This window comes from Xanthomonas prunicola, assembly GCF_002846205.1.
GTDB lineage: Bacteria > Pseudomonadota > Gammaproteobacteria > Xanthomonadales > Xanthomonadaceae > Xanthomonas > Xanthomonas prunicola.
In genome coordinates, this window is the sequence record NZ_PHKV01000004.1 from 388,259 (window position 1) to 411,320 (window position 23,062).

General features: G+C 64.2%; 23 protein-coding genes. 17 read left to right on the forward strand and 6 right to left on the reverse strand.

Annotated elements, in window-relative coordinates:
* The first annotated feature begins 240 nt into the window (after positions 1–240).
* The 5 genes from XpruCFBP8353_RS15145 to XpruCFBP8353_RS15165 all read left to right on the forward strand — a co-directional run bounded on the left by XpruCFBP8353_RS15145 (position 241) and on the right by XpruCFBP8353_RS15165 (position 5,436).
* Positions 241–681 carry a helix-turn-helix transcriptional regulator gene (locus tag XpruCFBP8353_RS15145; RefSeq protein ID WP_165786152.1) on the forward strand — a complete coding sequence of 147 codons (441 nt, stop codon included), beginning with the start codon at positions 241–243 and terminating at the stop codon, positions 679–681.
* Entirely contained in the window at positions 678–1,334 is a 657-nt protein-coding gene (locus XpruCFBP8353_RS15150; protein ID WP_101363944.1) for a hydrolase, read from the forward strand. The genes XpruCFBP8353_RS15145 and XpruCFBP8353_RS15150 overlap by 4 nt, the downstream gene beginning before the upstream one ends.
* Positions 1,331–1,768, forward strand: coding sequence for a DoxX family protein (locus XpruCFBP8353_RS15155; RefSeq protein WP_101363945.1), 438 nt, complete (start codon positions 1,331–1,333; stop codon positions 1,766–1,768). The genes XpruCFBP8353_RS15150 and XpruCFBP8353_RS15155 overlap by 4 nt, the downstream gene beginning before the upstream one ends.
* Before the next feature lie 113 nt (positions 1,769–1,881).
* Entirely contained in the window at positions 1,882–3,723 is a 1,842-nt protein-coding gene (locus XpruCFBP8353_RS15160; RefSeq protein ID WP_207759648.1) for an amidohydrolase, read from the forward strand.
* A gap of 84 nt (positions 3,724–3,807) precedes the next feature.
* Positions 3,808–5,436 carry an MFS transporter gene (locus XpruCFBP8353_RS15165; RefSeq protein WP_101363947.1) on the forward strand — a complete coding sequence of 543 codons (1,629 nt, stop codon included), beginning with the start codon at positions 3,808–3,810 and terminating at the stop codon, positions 5,434–5,436.
* A 664-nt stretch (positions 5,437–6,100) separates the two neighbouring features.
* Here XpruCFBP8353_RS15165 and XpruCFBP8353_RS15175 read toward each other — a convergent pair.
* Together XpruCFBP8353_RS15175 and XpruCFBP8353_RS15185 are read right to left on the reverse strand one after the other, a co-directional pair.
* Complete coding sequence (locus tag XpruCFBP8353_RS15175; protein WP_101364025.1) at positions 6,101–6,925, reverse strand: alpha/beta fold hydrolase; 825 nt, start codon at positions 6,923–6,925, stop codon at positions 6,101–6,103.
* A gap of 550 nt (positions 6,926–7,475) precedes the next feature.
* Positions 7,476–8,810, reverse strand: coding sequence for an Nramp family divalent metal transporter (locus XpruCFBP8353_RS15185; protein ID WP_101363949.1), 1,335 nt, complete (start codon positions 8,808–8,810; stop codon positions 7,476–7,478).
* Positions 8,811–8,954: 144 nt separating this feature from the next.
* Between XpruCFBP8353_RS15185 and mntR the strand changes: the two genes are divergently transcribed.
* From mntR to orn, 3 genes are all read left to right on the forward strand, one after another.
* Positions 8,955–9,422 carry a manganese-binding transcriptional regulator MntR gene (mntR, locus tag XpruCFBP8353_RS15190; protein WP_101363950.1) on the forward strand — a complete coding sequence of 156 codons (468 nt, stop codon included), beginning with the start codon at positions 8,955–8,957 and terminating at the stop codon, positions 9,420–9,422.
* Between the two features lie 68 nt (positions 9,423–9,490).
* The gene (gene tadA, locus XpruCFBP8353_RS15195) at positions 9,491–9,946 is read left to right on the forward strand and encodes a tRNA adenosine(34) deaminase TadA (RefSeq protein ID WP_207759653.1); all 456 of its coding nucleotides are present in this window, start codon (positions 9,491–9,493) and stop codon (positions 9,944–9,946) included.
* Between the two features lie 71 nt (positions 9,947–10,017).
* Positions 10,018–10,602 carry an oligoribonuclease gene (gene orn / locus XpruCFBP8353_RS15200; RefSeq protein ID WP_101363952.1) on the forward strand — a complete coding sequence of 195 codons (585 nt, stop codon included), beginning with the start codon at positions 10,018–10,020 and terminating at the stop codon, positions 10,600–10,602.
* Between the two features lie 211 nt (positions 10,603–10,813).
* On the opposite strand, the gene XpruCFBP8353_RS15205 is transcribed toward orn, so the two are convergent.
* Together XpruCFBP8353_RS15205 and ppsA are read right to left on the reverse strand one after the other, a co-directional pair.
* Positions 10,814–11,773: a mechanosensitive ion channel family protein gene (locus XpruCFBP8353_RS15205; RefSeq protein WP_101363953.1), complete on the reverse strand. Its 960-nt coding sequence runs from the start codon at positions 11,771–11,773 to the stop codon at positions 10,814–10,816.
* A 5-nt stretch (positions 11,774–11,778) separates the two neighbouring features.
* Positions 11,779–14,157 carry a phosphoenolpyruvate synthase gene (gene ppsA, locus XpruCFBP8353_RS15210; RefSeq protein WP_101363954.1) on the reverse strand — a complete coding sequence of 793 codons (2,379 nt, stop codon included), beginning with the start codon at positions 14,155–14,157 and terminating at the stop codon, positions 11,779–11,781.
* Between the two features lie 142 nt (positions 14,158–14,299).
* Here ppsA and ppsR point away from each other — a divergent pair, with 142 nt between their 5' ends.
* From ppsR to XpruCFBP8353_RS15225, 3 genes are all read left to right on the forward strand, one after another.
* Positions 14,300–15,121 (forward strand): posphoenolpyruvate synthetase regulatory kinase/phosphorylase PpsR, encoded by an 822-nt coding sequence (gene ppsR / locus XpruCFBP8353_RS15215; protein WP_010373220.1) that lies wholly within the window; start codon positions 14,300–14,302, stop codon positions 15,119–15,121.
* A 206-nt stretch (positions 15,122–15,327) separates the two neighbouring features.
* A complete protein-coding gene (locus XpruCFBP8353_RS15220) occupies positions 15,328–15,837 on the forward strand; it encodes a DUF1249 domain-containing protein (RefSeq protein WP_101363955.1) in 510 nt (169 codons plus the stop codon).
* 84 nt (positions 15,838–15,921) lie between these two features.
* Positions 15,922–16,410 carry an NUDIX hydrolase gene (locus XpruCFBP8353_RS15225; protein WP_101363956.1) on the forward strand — a complete coding sequence of 163 codons (489 nt, stop codon included), beginning with the start codon at positions 15,922–15,924 and terminating at the stop codon, positions 16,408–16,410.
* A gap of 375 nt (positions 16,411–16,785) precedes the next feature.
* Here XpruCFBP8353_RS15225 and XpruCFBP8353_RS15230 read toward each other — a convergent pair whose 3' ends face one another.
* Positions 16,786–17,544 carry a 3-hydroxybutyrate dehydrogenase gene (locus tag XpruCFBP8353_RS15230; protein WP_101363957.1) on the reverse strand — a complete coding sequence of 253 codons (759 nt, stop codon included), beginning with the start codon at positions 17,542–17,544 and terminating at the stop codon, positions 16,786–16,788.
* An 84-nt stretch (positions 17,545–17,628) separates the two neighbouring features.
* Here XpruCFBP8353_RS15230 and XpruCFBP8353_RS15235 point away from each other — a divergent pair, with 84 nt between their 5' ends.
* From XpruCFBP8353_RS15235 to XpruCFBP8353_RS15255, 5 genes are all read left to right on the forward strand, one after another.
* The gene (locus XpruCFBP8353_RS15235; RefSeq protein WP_207759649.1) at positions 17,629–18,291 is read left to right on the forward strand and encodes a CDP-alcohol phosphatidyltransferase family protein; all 663 of its coding nucleotides are present in this window, start codon (positions 17,629–17,631) and stop codon (positions 18,289–18,291) included.
* Between the two features lie 55 nt (positions 18,292–18,346).
* The gene (phaE, locus tag XpruCFBP8353_RS15240) at positions 18,347–19,573 is read left to right on the forward strand and encodes a class III poly(R)-hydroxyalkanoic acid synthase subunit PhaE (RefSeq protein WP_101363958.1); all 1,227 of its coding nucleotides are present in this window, start codon (positions 18,347–18,349) and stop codon (positions 19,571–19,573) included.
* The gene (locus XpruCFBP8353_RS15245) at positions 19,570–20,646 is read left to right on the forward strand and encodes a class III poly(R)-hydroxyalkanoic acid synthase subunit PhaC (RefSeq protein ID WP_101363959.1); all 1,077 of its coding nucleotides are present in this window, start codon (positions 19,570–19,572) and stop codon (positions 20,644–20,646) included. Before phaE ends, XpruCFBP8353_RS15245 begins: the two co-directional genes overlap by 4 nt.
* Before the next feature lie 114 nt (positions 20,647–20,760).
* On the forward strand, positions 20,761–20,958 hold the full coding sequence (locus XpruCFBP8353_RS15250; RefSeq protein ID WP_010373240.1) for a PspC domain-containing protein: 198 nt from the start codon (positions 20,761–20,763) through the stop codon (positions 20,956–20,958).
* Positions 20,955–21,443 carry a hypothetical protein gene (locus XpruCFBP8353_RS15255; RefSeq protein WP_162301078.1) on the forward strand — a complete coding sequence of 163 codons (489 nt, stop codon included), beginning with the start codon at positions 20,955–20,957 and terminating at the stop codon, positions 21,441–21,443. The genes XpruCFBP8353_RS15250 and XpruCFBP8353_RS15255 overlap by 4 nt, the downstream gene beginning before the upstream one ends.
* Here the strand turns inward: XpruCFBP8353_RS15255 and XpruCFBP8353_RS15260 are convergent.
* Positions 21,401–22,612, reverse strand: a complete 1,212-nt coding sequence (locus XpruCFBP8353_RS15260) for an NAD(P)/FAD-dependent oxidoreductase (protein WP_101363961.1) — start codon at positions 22,610–22,612, stop codon at positions 21,401–21,403. The two genes, XpruCFBP8353_RS15255 and XpruCFBP8353_RS15260, sit on opposite strands and share 43 nt — an antisense overlap.
* A gap of 190 nt (positions 22,613–22,802) precedes the next feature.
* Here XpruCFBP8353_RS15260 and XpruCFBP8353_RS15265 point away from each other — a divergent pair, with 190 nt between their 5' ends.
* Entirely contained in the window at positions 22,803–23,030 is a 228-nt protein-coding gene (locus XpruCFBP8353_RS15265) for a hypothetical protein (RefSeq protein WP_101363962.1), read from the forward strand.
* Positions 23,031–23,062 lie beyond the last annotated feature (32 nt).

The window sequence follows — 23,062 nt, forward strand, 5'->3', positions numbered from 1 at the left end:
GATGCGTTTGCGTTATTTCGATTCGACGACGTGCGTTGTATCGGTGGACGACGCAGCGCTGCGCCGAGCGCGCATCACATCCACGCTACCCCATGGCCGAACACGGACATCACTACCCCAAAAGGGGGAGCGATTCGCCTCACCATCAGGGGTAGGGCAGTGAGGATGTCGCTCGCACCATAGGGCCATTCCCCGCGGAGACGCAGCATGGCACCTCTGATTGTTGTCGGTGGCCCCGATATGCGTGCCGCAGCAAACGTGCAAACGCAGGCGCCGCGTGCGCGCGCTGTTGCCCGCGCAATGCAGTACATCGACACGCATTTGTATGAGCCTGTGAGCGTGGCGCATCTCGCGGAAGCTGCCTGCATGAGCCGTTTCCATTTCGCACGCGTGTTTCGTGATGCGATCGGTGCCAGCCCGATGGAATACCTGCGCCTTCGTCGGCTCGAACGTGCACAGGCGCTGCTGTGCGAAGGCCGCCACACCATCAGCCAGATCGCCACCGATCTGTGCTTCTTCGATCAAAGCCATTTCGTTCGCAGCTTTCGCAATGCGACTGGTTGTACCCCTGCGCGCTTCGCCGCGCAGATGGCGATGGATGCATGCGGCAACGCACACATGTCAACTGCGCAGCGGTGCGTTGGTCATTCTATTTCACTTTCCCTGGAGCAACACGCATGACCACCGCAACTGCCGTGCCCGGCACATCCTTGCTATCGCCCGGCGATCACACCCTGATTCTGATCGACCACCAATCGCAGATGGCGTTCGCCACGCACACCATCGACATCTCGGCGCTGCGCAACAACGTGGCGTTGATTGCCAAGGGCGCCAAAGGCTTCAAGGTGCCGGTGATCCTGACCACCGTTGCAGAGAAGTCGTTCTCCGGCCCGCTGTTTCCCGAACTGCCGGAGATCTTTGCCGGCGAACCGGTGTTCGACCGCACCAGCATGAATGCCTGGGAAGACCAGGGTGTGATCGATCGCGTCAACGCCATCGGCAAGCAGCGCCTGGTGATTGCCGGGCTGTGGACCAGCGTCTGCATCGTCGGCCCGACGCTGTCGGCGATCGAGCAGGGGTTCGAGGTCTACGTCATCACCGATGCCTGCGGCGATGTCAGCGACGAAGCGCACGAGCGCGCGGTGACGCGGATGGTGCAGGCCGGCGCCGCGCCCATCACCAGCGTGCAGTACCTGCTGGAACTGCAGCGCGACTGGGCACGCAGCGACACCTACGACCTCACCACCGGCATCGCGCGTGCGCATGCGGGCGGCTACGGCATCGGCATTCAGTACGCCAAGACCATGTTCGGCGCGCAGGAAGGCGGGCATTGAACGCATCGGCACCACGTGGCAACGCCGGCCTTGCAGCGGCAACGCTGATGCTGCGCATTGCCGGCGGCGGTTTCCTGTTGCCGCATGGCCTGGGCAAGTTGCTGGGATGGTTTGGTGGGCCGGGACTGGCTGGATTTGCCGCTGAATTACAGCAATTCGGCTTTCCGTCTGCGCAACCGTTGCCGTTGCTGCTGGCCTTGGTGCAGACGCTCTCGGGGCTGGCGGTGCTACTGGGTCTGTGGACGCGCGTCAGTGCTGCGCTGGCGGCGGTGTTCATCGCCACCACCGTCGTGGTGGCCGTGCCCAAGGGCTGGTTCTGGATGCACGGCGGAATGGAATACCCGCTGATGTGGCTGCTGGTGTTGCTGGGGCTGGTTGCCGCTGGCGGTGGCGCATGGTCGCTGGATGGGCTGCGCAGGCGTGGTGCGGCATGAGCGGCGTACCGAATGATCACGATGCCGGACGACGCCTGTGGATGCAGGGCGCCGCCGCCGGTCTTGCGTTGGGCGCCTTGCCCGGCGCTTCGTCTGCTGCAAGGAAGTCTCCGATGGCCGATCTTGTCGTTCGCAACGCACGCATCACCACCCTCGATCCACGTCAGCCCAGCGCCACCGCCATCGCAGTGGCCGATGGACGCATCGTGGCGGTGGGTGACGACGCGCAGATCATGGCGCTGGCAGCTGGCGCCCGCAGCATCGATGCGCAAGGCCGACGCCTGTTGCCCGGCCTCAATGACAGCCACACCCATCTGATTCGCGGCGGGCTCAACTACAACCTGGAGCTGCGCTGGGACGGCGTGCGCTCGCTGGCCGATGCGATGGCGATGTTGAAGGCGCAGGTGGACCGCACCCCAGCGCCGCAATGGGTGCGTGTGGTCGGCGGATTCACCGCGCATCAGTTCATCGAAAAGCGCTTGCCGACCCTGGACGAGATCAATGCCATCGCAGCGGATACACCGGTATTTTTGCTGCATCTGTACGACCGCGCCCTGCTCAACCGCGCGGCCTTGCGCGCCTGTGGCTACGACAAGGCCACCGCCGATCCGCCCGGCGGGCGCATCGAGCGCGACAAGCTGGGCAATCCCACCGGCTTGCTGCTGGCCAAGCCCAATGCCCTGATTCTCTACGCCAGCCTGGCCAAGGGCCCGCGACTGCCGTTGGAGTATCAGGCCAATTCCACCCGCCATTTCATGCGCGAACTCAACCGGCTGGGAATCACCTCGGTGATCGATGCCGGCGGCGGATTCCAGAATTATCCGGAGGACTACCAGGTCATCGAACAGTTGCACGCGGCCGACCAGTTGAGCGTGCGCATCGCCTACAACCTGTTCACCCAGAACAAGGGCAAGGAAGTCGACGACTTCCGCGGCTGGACCGAGATGCTGCCGGTGCGCAAGGGCGACGATCTGCTGCGGCACAATGGCGCCGGCGAAATGCTGGTGTTTTCGGCGGCGGATTTCGAGCAGTTCAGCGAGCCGCGCCCGGAGCTGCCGCCGGAACTGGAGCCCGAGCTGGAGCAGGTGGTGCGGTTGCTGGTCGAAAAGCGTTGGCCATTCCGTATCCATGCCACCTACGACGAAAGCATCGGACGCATTCTCGATGTGTACGAAAAGGTCAATGCCGACATTCCGTTCGATGGCCTGCATTGGTTCGTCGATCACGCCGAAACCATCACGCCACGCAATATCGATCGCATTCGCGCTTTGAACGGCGGTATCGCCGTGCAGCACCGCATGGCGTATCAGGGCGAAGCGTTTGTCGAGCGCTACGGCGTACAGGCTGCGCGGCACACGCCACCGGTGCGCCGCATGTTGGCCGCCGGCGTGCCGGTGGGCGCCGGCACCGATGCGACGCGCGTGGCCAGTTACAACCCATGGGTGGCGCTGTCGTGGCTGGTCACCGGACGCACGGTGGGCGGTCTGGCGTTGTACGGCGAAGAGAACCTGCTCGACCGTGAGCAGGCGTTGCGGCTGTGGACGCAGGGCAGCGCGTGGTTCTCCGGCGATGAGGGCCACAAGGGCACGCTGGCGGCGGGGCAACTGGCCGATTTCATCGTGTTGTCCGACGATTACTTCCGCGTCGACGATGCCGCCATCGCCGACATCACCAGCGTGCTGACCGTGTTGGGTGGGCGCGTCGTCCATGGCGATGGCGACTTCGCCGCACTGGCGCCCACCTTGCCGCCGGCGATGCCGGATTGGTCGCCGGTCAACCGGTTCGGCGGCTATCACGTGGGCGGTGCGGTCAGCGGGCTTGCCAGCACCACCCACACGCATGGCCATGGCTGTCGCGCGCACGGGCCGCATGGACATGCAGCGCAGCATGCTGCGCCCAGCGACGATCTGCGCGGCTTCTGGGGCGCATTGGGTTGCGCGTGTTTCGCGTTCTGAGATCGGCACCACAACGATGCGCCTGCCGGCGCATCCTGGCCCGTCACCTTGTTTGTTTCACCCCTCCACTGGAGCCTTGCCGCGATGACTTCTTCTGCCGCACCCGCCGATAGCGGTGCCTGGGCGCCGCTGCGCGAGCCGATCTTTCGTGCGTTATGGCTGGCCATCTTAGGCAGCAACATCGGCACCTGGATCAACGATGTCGCCGCGTCCTGGGTGATGGCCGAACAGACGGGCTCGCCGTTGATGGTGGCGGCGGTGCAGTCGGCCACCACTTTGCCGGTGGTGTTGTTCGCACTGGTGGCCGGCACGCTGGCCGACATCGTCGACCGCCGCCGCTACCTGATGCTCACCCAGGGCTGGATGTTGCTGGTAGCCGCAGCCTTGGCCTCGCTCTCGCATCTGCAGTTGCTCACCCCGTGGGTACTGGTGGCATTGACCTTTGCGATGGGCATGGGCGCGGCAATGGCGATGCCTGCGCAGGCGGCAATCGTGTCGGAGCTGGTGCCGCGGCCGATGCTGGCCTCGGCGGTGGCCCTCAATTCGATCGGCATGAACATCGCCCGCTCGATCGGCCCGGCGGTTGGCGGTTTGATCGTGGCGCAATTCGGGCCGCCGTGGGCATTTTTGCTCAATGGCGTGACCTTCGGCCTGATGCTGCTGGTGTTGTGGCGTTGGCGTCGCGATGCGCATGTCTCTGCATTGCCGCCGGAGAGCTTCGGCGCGGGCCTGCGTGCCGGTCTGCGCTACGCCGCACGCGCCGGGCGCTTGCAGGCGGTACTGATCAAGGCCGCCGGGTTCTTCCTGTTCGCCAGCGCGTTGACCGCTTTGCTGCCGCTGGTGGTCCGTCGCGACATGCAGTTGGGTGCCGGCAGTTATGGCGTGCTGTTGGGCTGCATCGGCATCGGTGCGATCAGTGGCGCGTTGCTGTTGCCACGCCTGCGTGCGCGCTACGACCGCGACCTGCTGGTGTTCGTGGCCACCATCGTGTGCGCAGCCTCGTTGCTGGGGCTGGCATTGTCGCGTCAGATCGGCGTGCTGTGCGTGGTGATGGTGGTCAACGGCCTGGCCTGGATCACCGTGCTGTCGTCCTTGCAGATCGCCGCGCAAACGGCGGTGCCTGCCTGGGTGCGCGCACGCGCCTTGTCGCTGTACATCGTGGTGTTTTCCGCGGGTATGGCGGCCGGCTCGCTGGTCTGGGGCGCGTTGGCGCAGCGCACCTCGATCGCGACCGCCCTGCAGATTGCCGCCGTTGGCGCGGTGATCGCGGCGCTGCTGGTCAAGCGCTCACGCATTGCCGGCACCGAACAGCTGGACCTCGCCCCCGGCGGGCATTGGCCCGTGCCGGCGCAATCGGATGCGGTCGAACACGATCGCGGCCCGGTGCTGGTGACGGTCGAATACCGCATCGCTGCCGACGCGCGCGTGACCTTCCTGCAACTGATGACGCAACTGGGCAACGCGCGGCGTCGTGATGGTGCGGTGGTCTGGGGTATCGCCGAAGACGCGGCAACACCCGGCGTGCAACTGGAATACTTCATCGTCGCCTCGTGGCTGGAACATCTGCGCCAGCACGAGCGCGTCACCGGCGACGACCGCCAGCTGCAGGAGCAGATCCGCACCCTGCATCAAGGCGAGCGCGCGCCGGTGGTCCGCCACTTCGTCGGTGGCGGCGATGTGGCGGTGCCGCCGCATGCGCATGCCGATATCTGAGAACTTCATCAGCGCGACGCTCCCGATCGGCCCGGCGCTGAAATGGATGTCGCTTTCTGCTGCCAGGTCGGCCGCGCCTGCCGCGCGTGAGGCCGGTTGCCGGCGCTGGCAATGACCTGCGCAGACGCAGTGCTGGAGCGCCTGCTGGCCAAACGGACGGGGCGCAACCAGCTTGCTGGCAGCGGCCAGATCGGCCGCACGGTCAGCCAGGGCAGCGCAAGTGTCCTTCACCGGTCGGCGTATCGCTTGCGCTGCCGATCGACATTGGCTGCGACGGCCTGACCTGCCATTGCTGACACCGCCATGGCTGAGCGTCGCGTTGCCGGTGGTCGTGCTGCGCGGCGGTTTCTTGCGGGCACTGGCTGCTGCGCTCACCGGTGGCTGGCCGGTCCATGCCTGAAGCTGGTCCGTTGCAAGGTGTTGCGGCCACGCTGCGAAGGTGTATCGTCGCCATTCCGCTTGCTGGTTCGGCATCTTTGCGCGCACGTCGTGGGTCCGCAAGCTCGCCTGCAGGAGGCGCATTGGGGCGCCACTGGCAACAGGCCTATCGACGCTGAGGCCGCCAGCCTGATCACAACGGATCTGCGCGCAGCAAAGCAACGCGCACCAAAACAAAAGGCCGGCTCTCACGAGCCGGCCTTTGTCTTACGCAGTGAAGCAAGAATCAGCGCTTGGCGAAGGCCAGCAGATCCTTGTTGAACTGATCGGCATGGGTAATGGTCAACCCGTGCGGCGCGCCAGCGTAGATCTTCAGTTCGGCGTTGCTGATGATCTTGGCCGACAACTTGCCCGATGCATCGATCGGCACGATCTGATCGTCGTCGCCGTGCACCACCAGCGCCGGCACGTCGATCTTCTTCAGGTCGGGCGTGTAATCGACCTCGGAGAATTCCCTAATGCAGTCGTACTGGCCCTTGTGTCCGCCCAACATGCCCTGCAGCCAGAACGCATCGCGCATGCCCTGGGTGACCTTGTTGCCGTCGCGGTTGGCGCCAAAGAACGGCGTGGTCAGGTCCTGATAGAACTGCGAACGGTCCTTGGCCACACCAGCGCGAATGCCGTCGAACACGCTCATCGGTAGTCCACCCGGATTGGTTGGGCTCTTCACCATCTGCGGCGGCACCGCACCCACCAGCACCACCTTGGCCACGCGCTTGCTGCCATGGCGGCCGATGTAATGCGCTACTTCGCCGCCGCCGGTGGAATGGCCGACCAGAATCGCGTCCTTCAAATCCAGCGCGTCGATGACCGCAGCCAGATCGTCTGCGTAGGTATCCATCTCGTTGCCGTCCCACGTCTGCGACGAACGGCCGTGGCTGCGGCGGTCATGCGCAATCACCCGGAAGCCGTGCTGACCCATGAACAGCATCTGCGCATCCCAGGCATCGGCGCTGAGCGGCCAGCCATGCGAAAACACGACCGGCTGGCCCTTGCCCCAGTCCTTGTAAAAAATGTTGGCGCCGTCGGGACGTTTGACGAAATTGGACATCGGGTGGACTCCATGAGTGGACGAGTGGGACGACGAGGTGGATTGCGCACGCGTGGCCGCGGCAGCACTGGCGAGCGTTGGCAGCGATAACGCTGCCACGGCTACCGTGCCAGAAATGAGAAAGCTGCGGCGTCCGGCATCGGCCGGATGCGCCTCGAACGGATCCATAAGAACTCCTGCAGGGCGAGGGCATGCAGCCCGGCGGTCGCATGCGCGCGTAAACGCGTCATGCCGGCATGCCCACGCAGCGCAAGCCATCGCGGGCAACGGACAGACCGGTGCATGCGCCAAGTACAGCGCGAGTGGCATGCACGCAGATTGCACACGCGTGCTCAGTGCACCGGCCAGCGCGTGGACTGTAATCGGGTGGAGCGATGCGCAGGCCGAACTGGAGACGTCAACGGACGCGGCCGCTTAACGCGCGTCGAGGTCACGTCACCAGTGATGTTGCGTCGTGAAGCGAGCAGTGCGCGAGGTCTTCTTTCAGCGTCCTCGCTGTACGACTCAGCGAATCGAACCCACGCGCAGCGATGACCGAAGAGATCGTCTTTCAGTGCAGCGCGGTGTCCCACAGCAGCTTCAGATTGAGGCACAGGATCACCGCCGCAATCACCCAGGCGATGCGCACCAGCCACACCGGCGCCACCAACGCACCCATCAATTGCCGGTCGGAGACGAAGCGCACCAGCGGAATCACCGCAAACGGCAATTGCATCGACAATACCACCTGGCTGAGCACCAACAACCGCGCGGTGCCGGCTTCGCCGTATAGCCAGGTCACGATCACCACCGGCACGATGGCAATGCCACGGGTGAGCAAGCGCCGCACCCATGGCGGCATGCGCAATTGCAGGAAGCCTTCCATCACGATCTGCCCGGCCAACGTGGCGGTCACGGTGGAATTGATGCCGGAAGCAAGCAGTGCCACCGCGAACAGGGTCGAGGCCAGGCCAACACCCAGCATCGGCGCCAACAACGCATGCGCCTGTTCGATCTCCTGCACGTCGGTGCGGCCCTGCGCATGGAAGACCGCTGCCGCCAGGATCAGGATCGATGCGTTGATAAACAGCGCGAGCATCAACGCCACGGTACTGTCGGTGACCGCCCAGCGCAGCGCCGATTTCCTGCCGACATCGGTCCGCGGATACGCGCGCGTCTGCACGATCGACGAATGCAGATACAGGTTATGCGGCATCACCGTTGCACCGATGATGCCGATCGCCAGGTACAGCGCCTGCGGGTCGGTAACCACCTGCGCACGCGGAATGAAACCGCCCAGTACTGCCGCAATCGGCGGCGCGGCCAATGCGATCTGGATGCCGAAGCACACGAAGATGATCAGCAGCAGCGCGATCACGAACGCCTCCAGCGCACGGAATCCGCGGTTCATCAGCAACAACACCAGCACCACATCCACCGCGGTGATGATCGCGCCCACGGTGAGCGGCATGCCGAACAGCAGCTTCAACGCAATCGCGGTGCCGATCACCTCGGCCAGATCGCAGGCGATGATTGCCAGTTCGCAAATGCCCCACAGCGCCAGATTGACGCCGCGTGGGTAGCGCGCGCGGCAGGCCTGCGCCAGATCCAGCCCGGTCGCGATGCCCAGCCGCGCCGACAGGCCTTGCAGCACGATCGCCATCAGGTTGGACAACAGGATCACCGACAGCAACAGGTAGCCGAACTGCGAGCCGCCGGCCAGATCGGTGGCCCAGTTGCCCGGATCCATGTAGCCCACCGACACCATGTAGCCTGGTCCCAGAAACGCCAGCAGGCGGAACCACCAATGGCCGCCCTTGGGCACGGAGACGCTGGCGTGGTGGTCGCCTAGGCCACCGGTGGCGGTGGCTGACGATAGCGCTGAGGCGGTGGTGTCGGCGGACATGCGGGGGAGGCCATGATGGGTCGATAAGGATGATATAGCAAGTGCTATGCTGTTGAGCATTGGCAAACTCAATCGTATTGATCGGCCGCGTGCTTCAAACTACGCATCCCGGCATCGACGCCGGCGACGATAGCGAGGACAAGGGTGGGCAAGAGCGAAAAGGTGGAAGCGGCCGCGCCGGTCCTGATCGATGCACAGGTGCACATGGAAAGCTTCCGTCAGGTGCGCGAAGCGCGCCGCGCCGAGCTGGTCGAAGACTATGTGGAGCTGATCTCCGATCTTCTGGTCGACGGCGGGGAAGCACGTCAGGTCGACATCGCTGCGCGCCTGGGCGTGGCGCAACCCACCGTGGCCAAGATGCTCAAGCGGTTGGTACGCGATGGTTGGGTTGTGCAGAGGCCCTACCGCGGCGTGTTTCTGACCCCGGCCGGCGAGGCATTGGCTGCCTCCAGCCGGCAGCGGCACCAGATCGTGGAGCGCTTCCTGCTTGCGCTTGGCATCGACGAAGCCACGGCGCGTCGCGACGCGGAGGGCATCGAGCACCATGTCAGCGAGGCGACGGTTGCTGCGTTCGCCGCGTTCTTGGAACGTCAGGGCGGCTCGCCCACGTGAGCCTGCCTGCCGGGTTGCCCACCGATGCGCCGATCGATACGCCACACACGGCGATCGACGTGCACTGGATGCAGCGCGCCCTCCACTTGGCCGCGCGTGCCGAGCGCGACTACGACGAGATCCCGGTTGGCGCGCTGGTCGTCGATGCCGAAGGCAACGTGCTGGGCGAAGGTTGGAACTTCAATATCGCCAGCCACGATCCTAGCGCGCATGCCGAAATCGTGGCGATGCGCGAGACCGGGCGCCGCCTGGCCAATCACCGCCTGATCGGCTGCACGCTCTACGTCACCCTCGAGCCGTGCGCGATGTGCGCCATGGCGATGATCCATGCGCGCATCGCGCGGGTGGTGTTCGCCGCCAGCGACCCCAAAACCGGTGCCTGCGGCAGTGTCTTCGACCTGTTGGCTGACCCGCGTCACAACCATCGCGTGCAGGTGGCGGGCGGTGTGCTGGCGGCAGAGGCAAGCCTGCGGCTGACCAATTATTTTCGCGCCAAGCGTGGCAAGCCGCCGCTCGTGCCCTGAGCGGCACGGCCGCGGTATGATGCGCGCCCTTTCAGTACCCCGGCCGGCAACGGCCTCCACAGGACGGTGATATGGCAGACAACGTTGCGGGCAACGACCGACTGATCTGGATCGATCTGGAAATGACCGGCCTGGATACCGATCGCGATTCGATCATCGAGATCGCCACCATCGTGACCGATGCGCAGTTGAACGTGCTCGCCGAAGGGCCGGAACTGGCCATCGCCCACCCGCTGGCCACCCTGGAAGCGATGGACGAGTGGAACCGCAACCAGCACCGTCGCTCCGGCCTGTGGCAACGCGTGCTCGACAGCCAGGTCACCCATGCACAGGCCGAAGCGCAGACAGTGGCGTTTCTGGGCGAGTGGATTCGCGCCGGCGCCTCGCCGATGTGCGGCAACTCGATCTGCCAGGACCGCCGCTTCCTGCATCGCCAGATGTCGCGCCTGGAGCGTTATTTCCACTACCGCAATCTCGACGTGTCCACCATCAAGGAGCTAGCGCGCCGCTGGGCGCCGACGGTGGCAAATGGTTTTGCCAAGAGCTCGGCCCATACCGCGCTGAGCGATGTGCGCGATTCGATTGATGAGCTGCGTCACTATCGTCAGTTCATGGGCGCACTTGGTGGCGATACCGATGTGGGTGTGGAAGGCTGAGAAACTGCCGGCGTGTTCCGCAGTGTGGGCGTGCAGTGGCTTGAGGCGTCCAGCACTCTGATGTGTCCAGCGCGCCATTGAAGCGCCTGTCAACGTCACTTGGTTGCATGGCTCGCAAACACGACTCCGAGCAATCCACACGAATAAAACAGGCCGCATCGTCCGATGCGGCCTGTTTGTTTTCTACTGCGGGATTGCCTGTCTCGCCGCATCAACGCGCCAACGAAGGTCCCTTGTTCAGATCGCCATCGTCGGTAATGCCTTTGAGCAACAGATCGGAGATCGGCTTGCCATCTGCATCGTGGTGATACACGTGCAGATCGCGCTGCGGGTAGGGGATGTTGAGCCCGTTCTCCAGCAGCTGGTTACGGATCTGTTCCAGCGTGGCGCTCTTGGCCGCACCGAAATTGCCGTTGGTCGCATACGCAAACAACATCAGATCCACCGTGCTTTCGCCCAGGTTGGTGACCTGCACGAACGGCGCCGGCGACTCCAGAATGTTCGGATTGTCCTTGGCGATCTGCAGCAGCAGGTGCTGGGCCTTCTTCAGGTCGTCGCCATATCCCACGCCAACGGTCACTTCCAGGCGACGGTTGGGCAGGGTGCTGTAGTTGACGATGGGCGCGGTGGTGATGGTGCTGTTGGGTAGGGTGATCATGCGTTCGTCGAAGCTGCGCAGCCGGGTCTGGAAAATCCGGATCTCGTCCACGATGCCTTCCTGGCCGGCGATCACCACGTGGTCGCCGTCGCGCATCGGCCGCAATACGATCAGCATCACGCCAGCGGCGATGTTGGACAGCGAATCCTTCAACGCCAGGCCGACGGCCAGACCGGCCGCACCCAGTACCGCGATCAGCGAGGTCGGCGGCACGCCGATCTTGCTCAGCGCGCTGACGAACACCAGCACCAGCAGCAACGCATACGACACGTTGCGCAGGAAGTTGGTCAACGTGATCTCGATGCGGGCGCGGGTCAGCGCACGGTGCAACCACTGGCTGAGTTGCTTGGCCAGCCACATGCCGACCACAAGAATCAGCAGCGCCAGCCCCCAGTTGAGCGCGTATTGCGCCCAGGGAATGTTGGCCCAGTTGAACGCGGGCTCCGCCGCCTTGGCTGCCGCCGGCTTCGCAGCGACTGCTCCCGCAGCCGCTGCCAACAAAGCACCCACCATTCCTGTTATCCCTCGCTCTTGAGCTTGGCCAGGCGCAGCCAGGTGTCGACCACGGTGTCGGGATTCAGCGACACCGATTCGATGCCTTCCTGCATCAACCACTCGGCCAGCTCCGGATGATCCGACGGCCCCTGGCCGCAGATGCCCACGTACTTGCCCTTGGCGCGCGCAGACTTGATCGCCATCGACAGCAGCTTCTTCACCGCCGGGTTCCGCTCGTCGAACAGGTGCGCCACGATGGACGAATCGCGGTCCAGACCCAGGGTCAGCTGGGTCAGGTCGTTGGAGCCGATCGAGAAGCCGTCGAAGATCTCCAGGAACTCGTCGGCCAGCAGCGCGTTGGACGGCAGCTCGCACATCATGATGATCTTCAGGCCGTTCTCGCCCTGCTTGAGCCCGTTCTGCTCCAGCACCTCGATCACCTTGCGGCCTTCTTCCAGCGTGCGCACGAACGGGATCATCACCCAGAGGTTGTCCAGGCCCATCTCGTTACGCACCTTCAACACCGCCTTGCACTCCAGCGCGAACGCCTTGGTGAAGGACGGATCGACGTAGCGGCTGGCGCCACGGAAGCCGATCATCGGGTTCTCTTCATGCGGCTCGTAACGCGAACCGCCGATCAGGTTGGCGTACTCGTTGGACTTGAAGTCCGACAGACGCACGATCACCGTGTTCGGCGCCACCGACGCAGTCAGCGTCGCGATGCCTTCGGCCAGACGGTTGACGTAGAAGCTGACCGGATCGCCGTAGCCGGCAATCTTGGCGTCGATCTTCTTGCGGACGTCGGCATCCTGCTTGTCGTATTCCAGCAGCGCGTTCGGGTGAATACCGATGTGCGCGGCGATGATCATTTCCAGGCGCGCCAGGCCGATACCGGCATTGGGCAGCTGGCCGAAGTCGAAGGCACGCTCCGGGTTGGCCACGTTCATCATGATCTTGAGCGGGGCAGGCGGCATGTTGCCCAGGTCGGTGGTGGTGCGCTCGAACGGCAGCAGGCCTTCGTAGATGAAGCCGGTGTCGCCTTCGGCGCAGCTCACGGTCACTTCCTGGCCGTCGCTGAGCACGTCGGTGGCGTTGCCCGAGCCCACCACGGCCGGCACGCCGAGTTCACGCGCGATGATGGCCGCGTGGCAGGTACGGCCGCCACGGTTGGTGACGATCGCCGACGCGCGCTTCATCACCGGCTCCCAATCGGGGTCGGTCATGTCCGCAATCAGCACATCACCTGCCTGCACGCGATTCATGTCGTCCAGCGAGCGCACCACGCGTGCCACGCCGCTACCGATCTTGGCGCCGACCGCGCGGCCTTCGACCAGGATCTTGGCGTCCTTGGCCTCCAGCGAGAAGCGCTCGATCTGGGTGGCGTGGCTGCGCGACTTCACCGTTTCCGGGCGCGCCTGCACGATGAACAGTTTGCCGCTCACGCCATCCTTGGCCCACTCGATATCCATCGGGCGGCCGTAATGCTTTTCGATCACCAGCGCCTGCTTGGAAAGCTCCTGCACGTCTTCGTCGCTGATCGAGAAGGTGCTGCGCAGTTCCACCGGCGTGTCTTCGGTGCGCACACGCTCGCCCGGCACATCCGAGTACACCATGCGAATGGCCTTGCTACCAAGCGAGCGACGCAGGATTGCCGGCTTGCCCGCAGTCAGCGTGGGCTTGTAGACGTAGAACTCGTCCGGGTTGACCGCGCCCTGCACGACCATTTCGCCCAGGCCGAAGCTGGAGGTGACAAACACCACGTCGCGAAAACCGGATTCGGTGTCCAGCGTGAACAACACGCCGGCAGCACCCACGCCCGAGCGCACCATCAGCTGCACGCCCGCCGACAGGAACACGTCTTCATGCTTGAAGCCATGGTGCACGCGATAGGCAATCGCGCGGTCGTTGTAGAGGCTGGCGAACACTTCCTTGACCTTGTGCACCACGTCGTCGGCGCCGGTCACATTGAGGAAGGTTTCCTGCTGGCCTGCGAACGAGGCGTCCGGCAAGTCTTCGGCGGTTGCCGAGGAGCGCACGGCAACCGCAACGTCGCCGCCGCCATTCTCGGCGCACAGTTGTTCGTAAGCGGCACGGATGTCGCGGTCCAGTTCCGGCTGCAGCGGTGCGTCGATCACCCAGCCGCGGATTTCCTTGCCGGCCAGCGTCAGCGCGTTCACGTCTTCGACATCCAGCGTTGCCAGCTTGTCGAAGATGCGCTTGGACAGATCGTTATGGGCGATGAAGTCCTTGAAAGCTTCCGCAGTGGTCGCATATCCACCCGGAACCGAAACGCCCAACCCGGCAAGGTTGCCGATCATCTCGCCAAGTGAGGAATTCTTACCGCCTACGCGGGCCAGGTCGGCCAGGCGTAGCTCATGCAACCACAGGATATTCTCGTTCAAGCGCGATGCTCCGTATGGCCATCGCCCGAGCGGGCTGGATGGCCGCGTCCGTAGGAAGAAGCCGCTATGATGCAGTGCACAGCGGAATATGCACAAGCATGAACCCGTAAGTTTTGAACACTAGTTCAAAGAGGTGGTCTTGATGTCAACAATTCGGCCGGTGTTTTACGTCTCCGATGGAACCGGTATCACCGCTGAAACGATTGGGCATAGCTTGCTCACGCAGTTCAGCGGGTTCAACTTCGTCACCGACCGCATGTCGTTCATCGATGATGCAGAAAAAGCGCGCGACGCCGCGATGCGTGTGCGCGCTGCGGGCGAGCGGTATCAGGTGCGTCCGGTCGTGGTCAATTCGTGCGTGGATCCACAATTGAGCATGATTCTGGCCGAAAGCGGTGCGCTGATGCTGGATGTGTTCGCGCCTTTCATCGAGCCGCTGGAGCGCGAGCTCAACGCACCGCGGCATTCGCGAGTGGGCCGCGCGCACGGCATGGTCGATTTCGAAACCTATCACCGCCGCATCAACGCGATGAACTTCGCGCTGAGTCACGACGATGGCATCGCATTGAATTACGACGAGGCCGATGTGATCCTGGTAGCGGTGTCGCGCGCGGGTAAAACGCCGACCTGCATCTACCTGGCCTTGCATTACGGCATTCGCGCCGCCAACTATCCGCTCACCGACGAAGATCTGGAAAACGAACAGCTCCCGCCGCGGTTGCGTAATTACCGTAGCAAGTTGTTCGGTCTGACGATCGATCCGGAGCGGCTGCAGCAGATTCGGCAGGAGCGGCGGGCCAATTCGCGCTACAGCGCGGCAGAGACCTGCCGGCGCGAAGTGGCGATCGCCGAGCGCATGTTCCAGATGGAGCGCATTCCCTCGCTCAGCACAACCAATACGTCGATCGAAGAAATCTCCAGCAAGGTGTTGTCTACGCTGGGACTTCAGCGCGAAATGTTTTGATCGGGGAGGGGGGATTGGACATTCGGGAGTGGTAGCCGTCTAGCGGGTCTTCGGCGGGCGTGCCCAGTGGCCGGGGGAACTGGCCTGGCAGTTCGTGCGGTGGCTTGGGAAACGAAGTGGGCGGGGCAGGGCTCCGCCAAGGTAGGCCTGCGATTGGGCCCTCGTCAATGCTGCCCGTGCGGCGGCGCAGCGTGTAGGATCGGCCCATGGCGCAAGCACTGAGCAAACTCGAACGCATTCCCAAACTGAGCCGCTTTGGCTGGCTGATGGGCTTGTACGCAGAAAACTTCCAGCATCTGACCCGGCTGTTCGCTCCGGCCGATCTGGCCCCCGGTTCCTATGTGTCGTCGATCGGCGACGGCCTGAACCTGCGGCTGGACGTGATCGAGTGTCACCGCTACACGGTGGAATTGCGTTTGACCTACGACCTGTGCGACCCGGTGACTGGCGAGCCGGACCCGTCGGCGTATGTGCGCCTGTATCGCGACGCGCGCCAGGCCGAGACCACACATTGCTATGTCGGTCGTCGCTGGCAGGACGTGATGGGCATGTTCCCGCCGCCGGCCGAGCTGATCAGCCACCGCATGCGGATGAATACGTTCCTGGGCAAGTGGCTGGAGTACCTGGCCGAGCGTGGTCACGGCGTTGCGACGCTGCGCCTGGATACCGATTACGTGGCACCGCCGCGGCCGAACCCGCAGGCCGCCGTCGGCTGAGCCAGCGTTGCCGCAGCGTACGCCGCGCCGCTTCGGTCATACCGCTTCAGTCATACTGATGCGCTTCATGTCAGATCGCGTGCCATGCCCTATACCCCGATTGTCGCCACGCTCGGCTACCTGTTGTCGCCGGACGGCACCCAGGTGCTGATGATTCACCGCAACGCCCGTCCCGGGGACCAGCATCTGGGCAAATACAACGGCCTGGGCGGCAAGATGGAGCCGGACGAAGACGTGCTGGCCTGCATGCGCCGCGAAATTCGTGAAGAAGCCGGCGTGGACTGCGGCCAGATGCAACTGCGCGGCACCATCAGCTGGCCGGGTTTCGGCAAACAGGGCGAAGACTGGCTGGGCTTCGTGTTCCTGATCCGCGGCTTCGAAGGGACGCCACACACGTCCAATCCGGAAGGGACGCTGGAATGGATCGCGATCGACCAGATGGACCAGGTGCCGATGTGGGAGGGCGATCGCAATTTCCTGCCGCTGGTGTTCGATGGCGACCCACGCCCGTTCCATGGCGTCATGCCGTATCGCGACGGGCGCATGCAGTCATGGACGTATTCGCGCATCTGATCGGTTCGCGGACCCCGCCGCTTGCACGGGACGCGGGATACGCGCTGCCGATGCCGCGCCAGCAGGGACGTTCGCCGAAGCCGACTGCCGCATGTGGACTGCATCGGCGAGCGATGTCGGTCAGCGACCTACCACTCGACACCAGATTGGCGGGCAGTGCCGGCGAGCAGTGCAGCACTCGACACCAGCCAGGCTCAACCGTTCCGTTTTGAACAGCGATCATCGGGGAGCATCTCGGCTCTCCACGGAACGGCGGACGTCACATCGTTCTCCACATCCCCTGTGGATGGACGCTGCGCAAGTCTGTGGACAGATGCGCACAGCCCTTGCGCCATCTGGCGCGCGCGACGGCTGATCAAAATTTCGCCAGCGTGGTTATTGCGCCGTCCAGCCGCCGTCGATGGCGATGGATTGCCCGGTGATGTTGCGCGCGACATGCGACATCAGAAACGCCACGGTGCCGGCCAGCTCGTCGTAATCGATGAAGGCACCCTTAGGCATCGGCTTGAGCATTACATCGCGGATCACCGCGTCCTCGGCGATGCCGCGGGTACGCGCCTGATCGGCGATCTGCCGCTCCACCAGCGGCGTGCGCACATAGCTGGGGCACAGCGTGTTGACGGTGATGTCGCAATCGGCGGTTTCCAGTGCGATGACCTTGGCCAGGCCGACCAGTCCATGCTTGGCGGCGACGTACGCGCTCTTGTACGGGCTGGCCACCAGCGAGTGGATGCTGCCGATATTGACGATGCGGCCATAGCCGGCAGCGCGCATGCCGGGTAGCACGGCCCGACTGAGACGTGCCGCGCCGGTGAGCATCACATCCACCAGCAGCGCCCACTGCTGCATCGGGAAGTCTTCCAGCGCGGCCACGTGCTGCAGGCCGGCATTGTTCACCAGCACTTGCGGGGCGCGGGATGCACTGGCCAGTGCCTGCGCGATGCTGGCTGCGTCGGTGACGTCCAGCGCCAGCGCTTCGGCCGAGCCGCCAGCCTGGCGCACCGCATCCGCCGTGCGCTCGGCGGCCGCCAGTTCCATGTCGCTGACGATCAGGTGATGGCCATCGGCCGCCAAATGGGTGGCGATACCGGCGCCAATGCCGCTGCCCGCGCCGGTGATCAGGATGCTGCGCATCGGGTGTCCTCACGAAGTGATGCGCAGCCGGGAGCGGTCGCGCGGATCGCCAGCCTAGCCGAGTGTGGGGAAACGGTCGCCTGCATGGCGCGCGCGCGTTACCCTTCGCGTCTTGCTTATCTCAGGCTCCGCATGAAACGCCATTTTTCGATGCTGCGCGATTTCCAACTCGCGGACTGGTTCACACTTGCCAACGCTTTCTGCGGCACCGGCGCGGTGTTTGCGGCAATGCGGTTCCTGCAAGAGGGGCATCGTGGCGATCTGTTGCTGGGGATGGCGCTGATTCCGCTGGCATTTGTGTTCGATGCGCTGGACGGGCACGTGGCGCGCTGGCGCAAGGCGTCGTCCACCTTGGGCCGCGAGCTGGATTCGCTGGCGGATGTGATTTCTTTTGGCGTGGCGCCGGCGGCTCTGGGGTATGCCTGCGGCATGCGCGGCGGCTGGGACTGGCTGGTGCTGAGCTATTTCGTCTGCTGCGGCGTGAGCCGGCTGGCGCGCTACAACGTGACGGCCGAAGCGATCGCCGGCGAGGCCGACAAGGTGCCGTATTTCGAAGGCACGCCCATTCCCACCAGCCTGCTGCTGGTGATCCTGCTCGCGGTCGCCGCCAGCAGTGGCCATCTCGGCGAGACTTTGTGGTGGGGCCAGTGGCAGCTGGGTCCGTGGCAGTTCCACCCGCTGGTGCTGCTGTTTGCGGTGTCCGGCTCGCTGATGATCAGCAAGACGCTGCGAATCCCCAAACCTTGAGCGGCACGCTGGTACGCACGCGGTAGGATGGCTCGGTGAACGGTCACGGGACGGAATGATGGCAAGCAGCGGTTCGGACAACGGCAACTTCGACGACAAGGCGCGCCAATACTGGGCTGCCTGGGGAGATGCCATGCGCCACGGCCAGGCCGGCGCCGCTGCGCAACAACCGCCGCCTGCGTCCGGTGGCGACGCCCCCCAGGATTGGCGCAAGGCGGTGGATTGGTGGTCGCAGTTGCTGCCCACCCAGGCCGCACCGCAGGCGCAGGAGGCGATCAATCGCTTCCGTACCCAGGCCGGTGATTGGTTCGGCACCATGCAACAAGTGGCCGCGCAGTTTGCCGGGCGCGACACGTCGGCCAATGAAGTGGCTGATGCCTGGCGCCAAGCCGTACAAGGGCAGGGCGAACAGCTGATGCAGTGGACGCTGGGCTCGCTGCGCGGCGGCAGCCCGGGCGGGTTCGACCCGTGGCTGCAGGAAGCGGCGCAGACACTGCAAAAATGGCGGGAGGAAAACGCGCCGTGGCTGGACATGCCGGCGTTTGGTTTGAACCGCAATCACCAGTCGCGCCTGCAGAAATTGGCCCGCGCGCAGCAGGATTTCCAGGCCCAATCGGAAGCCTACGGCGAGCAACTCAAGGCGGCGATCGAGCAGGCGTTTGCGCGTTTTGCGTCCAAACTGAGCGAGCACGAAAGTAGCGGCAGCCAGTTGACCAGCGCCCGCGCCTTGTTCGATCTGTGGATCGAAGCGGCCGAGGAATCCTATGCCGACATCGCCTTGTCGGATCACTTTCGCGAGGTGTACGGCGGCTTCGCCAATGCGCACATGCGCCTGCGCGCTGCGCTACAGGAAGAGATCGAGCAACTTAGCGAACGCATCGGCATGCCGACACGCTCCGAGATGGACGCCGCGCACCGCCGCATCGCCGAACTGGAACGCTTGGTCAGGAGGATGTTACGCGCCGCAGCGTCACCGCCGAGCAAGCCCACGGCGGCGCCCGAATCTGATCCGGTCGCGCCGGCCGCAGGCAAGCGAGCAGCGGCCGCCAAGCCGAGCGGTGCAGCCCTGCCGCCCACGGCAGCGCGGGCGGTGAAGCAGGGTGCATCGAGGAAGGCGTCCGTCAAAAAGTCTGCGGGCCCAACGACGGCGGCTAAAAAGACCTCGGCCAGCACTAAGCCGGCGAAAAAGACGCCGGCTAAAAAGGGCACTGGCGCGAAACCCTCGGCCAAGCCTGCGGCTGGCAAACCCACCGCACGCAAGCCACGTGGAGCGCAGGCATGAAAGGCCCGTTGGGATTCAGTGCCGAAGACCTGATGCAGGAAACCCTGTCGATGCAACGCAAGTTGCGCGAAGGGCTCAAGCTGCTGCCGGGCGTGGACGACGTGGATTACGGCGTCACCGAGCGCGAAGAAATCTGGCGCGACGGCAAGGTGGTGCTGTATCGCTTCATCGGCGAGCAGGCGCCGGTGGCCAAGACGCCGCTGCTAATCGTCTATGCGCTGGTGAATCGCCCGTACATGGTCGATCTGCAGGCGGATCGCTCGCTGGTGAAGGGGCTGCTGAGTCACGGCCAGGACGTCTACGTACTGGACTGGGGCTACCCGGATCGCTCCGAGCGTTACCTCACGCTGGAAGATTATTTGCTGCGCTACATCGATGGTGCAGTGGATCACTTGCGCGCGCAGTCCGGGCTGGAGGCGGTCGATGTGCTCGGCATCTGTCAGGGCGGCACGTTCTCGTTGTGCTACGCGGCGCTACAACGCGACAAGGTACGCAACCTGATCACGATGGTGACGCCGGTGGATTTCCACACCCCCGACAACATGCTGTCCAACTGGGCGCGCATGGTCGATGTGGATTTGTTCGTGGACACGATGGGTAACGTGCCGGCGGATCTGATGAACGCCAGTTACCTGATGCTCAAGCCGTTCCGGCTCAATCTGCAGAAATACGTGGGTTTGCTCGACATCCTCGACGACAAGCAGGCGCTGGAAGATTTTCTACGCATGGAAAAGTGGATCTTCGATTCGCCCGATCTGGCGGGCGAAGCCTTCCGCGAATTCGTCACGTTGTTCTACCAGCGCAATGGGCTGGTCACCGGACAAGTAAGGATCGGCGGGCAGGCGGTCGATCTGCAGGCGCTCGATATGCCGGTACTGAATATCTACGCCGAACACGACCACCTGGTGCCGCCGGATGCCTCGCGCGCACTGCGTGGGCTGGTCGGAAGCGACGATTACAGCGAACTCAGCTTCCGCGGTGGGCATATCGGGATCTACGTCTCCGGACGTGCCCAGCGCGAGGTGCCGGTGGCGATCCATCGCTGGTTGCAGGAACGCGGCGGCAATGCCTGACATCGCGGCCTGCCGCACGCGCGGGTGACGCTGCGCTGAGCAGGCTGTGCAGCCGTCACGATGTGCTCCCGTCGCGCTTTTTAGACTGTTGGCTACGTTTGCAGGAGTCTTGCCATGTCCACTACCACGCTGTCCCGCTCCCTGAATGACCGCATGATCGCCGGTGTCGTTGGCGGCATCGCGCATCGGTTTGGCTGGAGCTCCACGCTGCTGCGCGTATTGTTCGTGATCGTGTCGATTGCCTCGGCCGCATTTCCCGGCATCCTGGTCTATCTGATTCTGTGGCTGCTGATTCCCAACCAGGCCGACTGAATCCGGCAACGCGCGTGCGGCTTGCACTGCAGGCGCTGGGCGCGTTATGGACGCTGCCCAATACCTTGCTCGGGCTGGCGATCGGCGCTGCCGGGTGTTGCTTTGGCGCACACGCACTCTGGTCCGCACGGGAACATGCGGTGGTCTTCCATGCCTGGCCATGGGGGCCGGGCGGGGCGATGACGTTGGGCAACGTGATCCTGCTGAAGGGTGCGTCGCTCGACCTGCAGTGCAGTACCTACGCGCACGCTGCGGGCCGTTGCGAGCATCCTCCGGTGCGCCTGGGCGACCACGAGCGCGCGCATGTGTATCAATACATGCTGCTGGGACCGCTGTTTTTGCCGGTCTACCTGTTGTGCGGCGGCATCCATGTACGCAACCCGCTGGAGCGGGCCGCCGATAGGTACGCGATGCATGGCCACGGCTGGTGGCCTTGGTGGTTTCAACCCAAACGCGAGAAGCCGAACACGTCGGATAACGGGTGAGGCCTGCCCTCCAGTTGGGCGCGTAATAAGCCCGCGCCAATCGCGCTGTAGGTAATGCCGTTGCCGCCATACGCCATCGCGAACGACACGCGTGGCCCCAGTTCGGCGTGCGGCCCGAAGAACGGCAACCCGTCGGCAGTTTCGGCGAAGGTGCCAGCCCATGCGAACGCCGGGCGCAGGCGTATATCCGGCATGGTCTTGGCAATGTTCTTCAGCAACGTCTTGAGCTTGTTCTGCACCCGCGCATCGCGGCGCGTGGGGATGTCGATATTGTCGTCTTCGCCACCGGCGACCACGCGCCCATCCGGGGTGCTGCGGACGTACAAATATGGGCGCGCGGTCTCCCACATCATGGTGTGCTTGAGCGCACCCATCTCGTCATCGTGCAAGGGGTCGGTGACGAAGGCGTAGCTGCTGCGGTTACGCGCCACCGGCTGCGAGAGCCAGCGCTGGTTGGCATAGCCGGCCGCCAGGATCACGTTACGCGCACGCACGCTGACGCCCTCTGCTGTGCGCAGTTGGACATGCTGGTCGTGCGGGTCGATCGCGACAATGGTGGTGCGGTCGTAGATGCGCGCGCCGTACTGCTCGCACTCGCCAAACAGGCGATAGCAGAGGCGGTAAGGGTCCACGCTGGCGGCCAGGCGGCTCAGAATCGCGCCGTCCGAATGCACGCCGTAGTTGTGCCAGAGCGGCTCGCGTCCGATCCATTCCACCGGCAGTTTGTGCTCCATGCGGGTCTCCAGCTCGCTGCGCAGGTCTTTTACATCACGCGAGCGGCTGGCGTAGTACAGGCTGTCCTGGCGTGTGAAGTCGGTACCGCCCAAGGTATTGCACAGGCCCTGCAGATCGAGAATGGCTTGTGCGCACGCGCCATAGGCCAGCGCCGCTGCCTGCATACCGTGCTGTTTGGCCAGTTCGATCATCGGCGTATCGATTTCGTACTGCAGCAAGGCGGTGCTGGCCGAGGTGCTGCCCCAGCCGATGTCGCGCTGTTCGATCACGACCACTGCGTGTCCGTGGCGCAGCAATTCGTGCGCAAGCAGCGCGGCGGTGACGCCGCCACCGACGATGGCGATCTCGCATTGGGTGTCTTGCTCCAGGCGCGGGTAAGCGCGCATTAATCCATTGCGGATCGACCAGAACGGGTAGCCACTTTTGAGGTCCATGCGGTGGTGTATAGAGAGCGGGCGGATCGCGATTGACAGCCAAGTGGGGTGAAGCGGCCGTGAGGCGGGCCCCGTCTTGCCGCCGTCACCAAACCGCAAACAGCCGGCGTTAACGTGCGTGGAAAGCTCCTCACGGCGTGCTGGTTATCCTTGCGCCACAACGCAGCAACAGCAGCAAAAGGGTGTGGGTATGTCGATTGTCCTGTACGTCGGTGGCAGCAAAGATGGCGACAAGGGCGTGGTGCCTTACGGCTTCAGCAAGTCGCGTGCGATGACCGACGCTGGTCCTGAGGTGTATGTCGAGCGCATGGTGCCGCTGAAGGACGTAGGCAAGGTCCGTGTGATGGCGCTGGAATCGCTGCACGAAAGCATTCTGGTCGAACGCGCCGCTACCCACTACGCGCGTCACGTCAGCTGAGCGCGGCGGCATAGGGTTATGACGGCGCTGTC